Genomic DNA, 6,333 nt, shown 5'->3' on the forward strand with positions numbered 1-6,333 from the left:
CCGCCGACGATGCAGATGTCGCAATCGATGCGGGTCGCGCTCATGGCCGGCCCCCTTGCCTCTCCACCACCATGCCGGGGCGGATCGCGGTCAGGCAGGCACGGGCGGGCTTGCCGTCGACCAGCACCACGCAGTCGAAACAGGTGCCCATGCCGCAGAACAGCCCGCGCGGCGCCCCGCTCAGGGTCGCGCGGAGGCGGGCATCGCCCAGCCGGTGCAGCAGGGCGCCGAGATTGTCGCCGGCCGTGGCCGCGACGGTTTCGCCGTCGATGGTGATATCGCTCATGTCGCACCAGCGGCCGGGAAGCGGCCGGGATCATAGGGGGCGGAATCGATGGCGCAGGGCCGGCCCGAGAGGGCGGCGGCGATCACCTCGCCGATCACCGGCGCGCGGCAGAAGCCGGTGCCATTGTCCCCGGCGGCGACAAGAAGCCCGGCGGGGCCGACGGGGCCGACGATGAAGCGGTCGTCCGGCGTCACCGCTTCGTAGCGCACCCAGGAGCGCAGCAATTCGACCGCGCGCAGGGCCGGGAACAGGCGGGTGAGCGTGTCGATGGAATCGAGGACGAAGCGGCGGTCGACCTCGGGCACATGGCCTTGCGCGCCGGCCTCGGACAGGCCGCCGGCAAGGACCGTGTTGAACAGGATCTGCCCGGCTTCCGATTGCTGGATCTGGGTGTAACCGGCATCGACCCCGCCGTGATCCGACTTGCAGCCGCCGACGACGCCCCGGATGGTGACGGGCTGGCGGATGGTGGCGAGACATTGCGCCTTCCGGGGCAGAATGGGCAGGGCAACGCCGAGGGGGGCGACCAGTTCCGCCGTCCATGGGCCGCCGGTGACGACCACCGCGTCGGCCGCGATCCGGCCCCCGGGGGTCACCACGCCGGTCACGCGCCCGCCTGCGACATCGATCGCTTCGACCGGGCAATGGCTGCGAAACCGCGCGCCCGCCGCGACGGCGGCCGAAATCAGGCAACGGACAGCGAGAAAGGGATTGACCAGCGCATCGGTCGGCGACCAGCTGGCCGCGACGAGGGGGCCGGTCAGCGCCGGCTCGACCCGGCGCAGGCGCTCCCGGGTCAGAAGTTCGGGGGTCAGGCCGGCGGCGCGCTCGAGCGCGATCCAATGCTCGGCCACCGGGATATCGGCTTCATGTTCGATGAAGCGGATCTGGCCACAGCGCCGGTAATGAAAGGCACCGGCGAAACGCCTGTCCCATTCGGCCCAGCGCCGGGTCGCCCAGATCAATTGCGGCAGCTCGATCTCGGAACTCATATGGGTGCCGAGGCAGGCGAGGCTGGCACCCGAGACGGCGGAGCCCGCCGCCGCCCGGTCCAGCAGGGTGACGGCGAAACCGGCTTCCGTCAGGGCGAGCGCCGTGGCCGCCCCGGTGATGCCGGCGCCGGCGACGACGACATGCCCGCTCACGCCCAAGGCATCGCCTTCAGCTCGGCGGGGGCCGCCTGCCAGTAGCGGCGGACCGCGAGTTCGTCCGGGTTCAGCCCCTCGCCATGGCCTTCGACATCCATCACGGCGTCAAGGGCGCGGCGCATATGGTCTCGGTGGGGCACGGCGAAACCTTCGGCGAGGGCCGGGCCTCGGGTCGCCAGTTCCTTCATGTGCTGCAACTGCCGGCGATGCTCGTCCGCGCTCATGTCGGGGCGGACCCTGGAGCAGATGGCGACCGCGCGTTCGGGGTCGGTGAAGGCGATCTGCCAGCCTTCCAGGAAGATCTCGATCAGGTCCTGCAGCAGGGCATCCTCGCTGCCCATCCAGTCGCGCCGGATGATCACGCCATCCTTCAGCAATTCGGCGCCCCAGTCGGCGGGGCGGAACAGGGTTACCTCGTCGAGGGGCAGGCCATGGGCCTCCATCTCGTGCAGTTCGTGGTAGATGGTCATCTGGGCGCAGTCGGCGGCGCCCGAGACGAAGGCGCCGACCGTGTCGCCCGTGGGCAGGCGTTTCACCTTCTCGGGATCGGCGCCGGCCTTCAGCAGCATCCAGCGCAGCTCGAGGTCCTCGCCGCTCGGCCAGATGGCGGCGGTCCGGCCTTCCAGATCCTTGGGCAGGCGGATGCCCGAGGATTTCCGCACCGGATAGACGAGGGGGCTGGCCTGCTGCACCGCCATGGCGAAGGCGAGGCGCGTGGGCGCCTCGCTCTCGACCAGATGGGCGGGGCTGGCGATCGCGAGATCGCAGGCCCCGCGCAGCAAGGCCTTCATGCCGCCTTCCGCGAAGTCGATCGGCTGGCAGCGGAGGTCGATCCCCCGCCGCTTCGCCAGCCCCTCGTGTTCGGCGACCAGATAGCCGGCGAACTGGGCCTGGAAGCGCCAGAGCAGGCGCAGGGTGACGTCGCGGCTCATGCTCTCGTCCCTTACTTCGCCGGGCAGGCGATGGTCTTGTAGGCCGCCGGGGCCTTGTCCCAGAAGGCGTTGGTGTAGCCGTCTTCCAGCTTGACGGGCTTTTCGATCTGCTTGGTGTCGAGCAGCACCTTCTCGATCACCGGCCAGGTGGCGGGATCGGTCTTGCCGAATTCGCCCTTCAGGGTCGGGCCGGCGCACATGATGTCGCCCATGGCCTTGATCTGCGCGACCTGGCCGGCCTCGGTCAGCTCGGCGTTATACTTGAGGACGATCTTGGCCGCGGCGACCGGATCGGCCAGCGCTTCCTGCCAGCCGCGCAGGGTGGCGTTGACCATGGCCTGGACCTTCTCGGGATGGGCCTTGATCGTATCCTCGCGCACGAAGACGCCGGTGTTGATCATGGCGACGCCGTAATCGCCGGGCTCGAGGAAGACGAGGTCTTCCGGCTTGTAACCCGCGTCGTAAACGAGTTGCAGCTCGTTGTAGCGGGTGACCTGCATCACCTCGTAGTCCTTGTTCAGCCAGGCGACGATGTCGAAGCCCTGCGGGATGATCTTCACCTTGGCGGGATCGACCTTGGCCGAGGCCAGCATGGCCATGAATTCATGCTCGTCGCCGCCGAACCACAGGCCGACCGAATGACCGGGCATGTCCTCGACCCGCTTGATGCCGGTGTCCTTGCGGGCGATGTAGGTGGTCGCGCTCTTCTGGCCGAGCTGCAGCACGGTGACGAGGGGCACCTCGTTGGCGCGGGCGGTGATCACCTGGTTGGGGTGGCCGATGCCGAAGGTGTCGGTGCCTTGGGCGACGGTGACCGCCGGCTTCAGGTCGGGGCCGGCCGGCTCCAGCTTCAGGTCGATGCCGGCGTCCTTGTAGTAACCCTTGTCGAGGGCGAGGATGGGGCCGGCGAACTGGCCTTGCATCACCCATTCCAGCCGCATCGAATCCTCGGCCCGGGCGGCGCCCGAAAGCAGCGCCAGCGACGCGGCGGCTGCCATGATCGTCTTCAAAGTCTTCATGAACCCCAAGCCTCCTGTTGCAGATACGGTCATTTCGCCTCGCGCATCGAGCTGTGCCAGGGAATAAGCAGACGTTCGGCGGCAGCGACGAGCACGAAGAGGAGGATGCCCAGCAGGGCGGAAGCCAGCATGGCCGCCCACAGTCGAGGCATGTTCAGGGTCCGGTAGGCGGTCATGATCACGAAGCCGAGGCCCCGGTCCGCCTGCACGAATTCGGAAACGATGGCGCCGATGACGCTGAAGGTCACATTCAGCTTCAGCCCGACGAAGATATAGGGCAGCGCGCTCGGCAGGCGCATCTTGAAGAAGCGCTGCGTCGGCGTCGCGGCGGCGACATGGAACACTTCCATCACCGTCCGGTCGTAGGACTGCAGGCCCTTCATCATGTTGAGGGCGAGCGGGAAGAACGACAGGAAGGCGGTGACGGCGATCTTGGAGCCGAGCCCCGAGCCGAACCACAGCATGATGATGGGCGCGACCGCGACCACGGGAATGGTGTTGGAGGCGATGACATAGGGCATCAGGCTGCGCGCGATGAAGCGCGAATAGGCGAAGACGATGCCGAGAAGGGCGCCCAGCACCGAGCCGATGATGAAGCCGGCGATCGACTCGAAGCCGGTCAGCGCGGTGTGCCAGGCCAGATTGGCATTGCCCGAGAACAGCGCGTCCCAGATCCGGCTGGGCGCCGGGATGATATAGGCCGGCGTTCCGGTCACCGTGACCAGCACTTCCCAGACGATCACCAGGATGATGGTGGTCACCGCGACGGGAAAGGCGGCGACGGCATAGCCGGTCAGGCGGGCGCGGAGATCAGTCATGGAACCCCTCCCCCAGCAGGCGCTCGCCGAGGCGGCACAGCTCGGCGAAGCGCGGGGTCTCGCGCACCGCGAGGGTACGGGGGCGCGGCAGGTCGACGTCGATCACCTCGGTGATGCGACCGGGGCGGGGTGACATGACCACCACCCGGTCGGACAGGAAGATGGCCTCGTGGATCGAATGGGTGACGAAGACGACGGTCATTTTCTCCCGCTCGGCGAGGGCCGACAATTCGAGGTTCAGGCGGTCGCGGGTGATCTGGTCGAGGGCGCCGAAGGGCTCGTCCATCATCATGACCCGGGGCCTCGTCGACATGGCGCGGGCGATCGAGGCGCGCTGGCGCATCCCGCCCGACAATTGGCGGGGCCAGGCATTCTCGAATTCGGCGATGCCGACCAGTCGCAGCAACTCGCGCGCCCTCGCGAGGCGCTTGTCCTTCGGGATACCCTGGAGTTCCAGCGGCAGGGCGACATTAGCCAGGATCCGCCGCCATTCGAGAAGGGCGGCATCCTGGAAGACGAAGCCGATCTCGCGGTTCAGGCGGGCGTCGGACGGGCTCAGCCCGTCGATGCGGGCGGTGCCCGCGCTTGGCTTGATCAGATCGGCGGCGACGCGCAGCAAGGTGCTCTTGCCGCAGCCGGACGGCCCGATCAGCGAGACGAATTCGCCTTCCCGGATGTCGAGATCGATCGCCTTCAGGGCAGTGACCTCATGGGTTCCATGCTCGCCGCCATAGACGACGTCGATATCCTTGAAGGACAGGATGGGGATGGAGGCCATGGCGGTCATCCGTAGCGTCCCTTGCCGGCGAACCAGTCGTCATATTGCGAAGCGGTGCGGATCACGATGCTGCGCTTGCGCAAATAGGAGCGCAGGGCATCCCAGCCGTTCTCCTTGCCCCAGCCGCTGGCATCGAAACCGCCCCAGATGGAGCGCGGATCATTCTTGTGATGATCGTTGACCCACAGCACCCCGGCCCGGATCGACCGGGTCAGGCGATGCGCCCGCGCCACATCCCGCGTCCAGACCGCGGCACCCAGCGCGAAGGCGCTGTCGTTGGCGAGGCGCAGGCCCTCCTCCTCGGTCTCGAAGGGCGTGATCGAGATGACGGGGCCGAAGGCTTCCTCCTGGAACAGGTGACTGTCCGGCGCGACATCGGCGAAGATCGTGGGGCGAAGATAATGGCCGCCATCGAAGGGCGCCGGCAGGTCCGGCGGCGCGCCCCCGGCGATGAGCCGGCTGCCGGCGGCTTTCGCCTTCTCGATGAAATCGAGGCAGCGGGCGCGGGCCCCGGCGGAAATCACCGGCCCCATGTCGGTCGCGGGATCGGCCGGATCGCCGAGGCGGATGGCGTCGGCCTTCGCGGCCAGCCGGCTGCAGAATTCGTCATAGATCGGACGCTGGACGAGGAAACGGCTGGCCGAGACGCAGGTCTGGCCGGCGGCGACGAAGGCGGCGAAGGCCGCGCCCGCCACCGCCTCGTCGAGGGCGGCGTCGGCGAAGACGAGGACGGGGGTCTTGCCGCCCAGCTCCAGCGTGCAGGGGATCAGCCGTTCGCCCGCGCGGGCGGCGACGATACGGCCGGTCCTGGTGCCGCCGGTCAGGTCGATGCGGCGCACCGGCGCGGCATCGCAGGTCAGGGCGCCGGTCGCGCCCGCGCCGGTGACGACATTGATCGTGCCGGGTGGCAATCCCGCCTCGATCGCCCAGTCGGCGAGGACGAGGGGGGAGACCGGCGCCAGTTCCGACGGCTTCACCAGCACGCAATTGCCGGCGGCCAGCGCCGCCGCCAGTTTCTTGACGAGGATCAGCACCGGATGGTTCCACGGCGTGAGCAGGGCGCAGACGCCATGAGGCTCGTAAGCCGTCATGGTGACGAAGCCGCCCTTCACATGATTGGATTCCGCTTCCAGCCCGATGGCGATCGCCGCGAAATATTCGATCCATTCGGGAATGCGGCCCATCTGCGCGCGCATCTCGCGGATCGGCCGGCCGGTGACGGCGGATTCCAGTTCGGCAAGCTCGCCCATGCGCGCCCGCAAGAGATCGGCCAGCGCCCGCAGCGGCCGGGCACGGTCGAGGGCGTCCATCCGCGCCCAGCCGCCATCGAAGGCATCCTGCGCGGCCTGCGC

The 6,333-nt window shown here is 68.5% G+C and carries 7 protein-coding genes; all 7 read right to left on the reverse strand.

Annotation, left to right across the window (positions count from 1 at the left end; translation table 11 throughout):
* Positions 1-40: 40 nt before the first annotated feature.
* Positions 41-286, reverse strand: a complete 246-nt coding sequence (locus WAZ62_RS16780) for a (2Fe-2S)-binding protein (protein ID WP_422644682.1) — start codon at positions 284-286, stop codon at positions 41-43.
* Positions 283-1,431 carry an NAD(P)/FAD-dependent oxidoreductase gene (locus WAZ62_RS16785; protein WP_422644683.1) on the reverse strand — a complete coding sequence of 383 codons (1,149 nt, stop codon included), beginning with the start codon at positions 1,429-1,431 and terminating at the stop codon, positions 283-285. The genes WAZ62_RS16780 and WAZ62_RS16785 overlap by 4 nt, the downstream gene beginning before the upstream one ends.
* On the reverse strand, positions 1,428-2,366 hold the full coding sequence (locus tag WAZ62_RS16790; RefSeq protein ID WP_422644684.1) for an ABC transporter substrate-binding protein: 939 nt from the start codon (positions 2,364-2,366) through the stop codon (positions 1,428-1,430). The genes WAZ62_RS16785 and WAZ62_RS16790 overlap by 4 nt, the downstream gene beginning before the upstream one ends.
* Before the next feature lie 11 nt (positions 2,367-2,377).
* Positions 2,378-3,385 (reverse strand): ABC transporter substrate-binding protein, encoded by a 1,008-nt coding sequence (locus WAZ62_RS16795; RefSeq protein ID WP_422644685.1) that lies wholly within the window; start codon positions 3,383-3,385, stop codon positions 2,378-2,380.
* A 29-nt stretch (positions 3,386-3,414) separates the two neighbouring features.
* Entirely contained in the window at positions 3,415-4,203 is a 789-nt protein-coding gene (locus WAZ62_RS16800; RefSeq protein ID WP_422644686.1) for an ABC transporter permease, read from the reverse strand.
* Positions 4,196-4,981 carry an ABC transporter ATP-binding protein gene (locus WAZ62_RS16805; protein WP_422644687.1) on the reverse strand — a complete coding sequence of 262 codons (786 nt, stop codon included), beginning with the start codon at positions 4,979-4,981 and terminating at the stop codon, positions 4,196-4,198. Before WAZ62_RS16805 ends, WAZ62_RS16800 begins: the two co-directional genes overlap by 8 nt.
* Before the next feature lie 5 nt (positions 4,982-4,986).
* A partial coding sequence (locus WAZ62_RS16810) for an aldehyde dehydrogenase family protein (protein WP_422644688.1) occupies positions 4,987-6,333 on the reverse strand: 1,347 nt, incomplete at its 5' end.

Origin of the sequence: Zavarzinia sp., from assembly GCF_049306435.1 — a bacterium.
Classification (GTDB): Bacteria; Pseudomonadota; Alphaproteobacteria; order Zavarziniales; family Zavarziniaceae; genus Zavarzinia.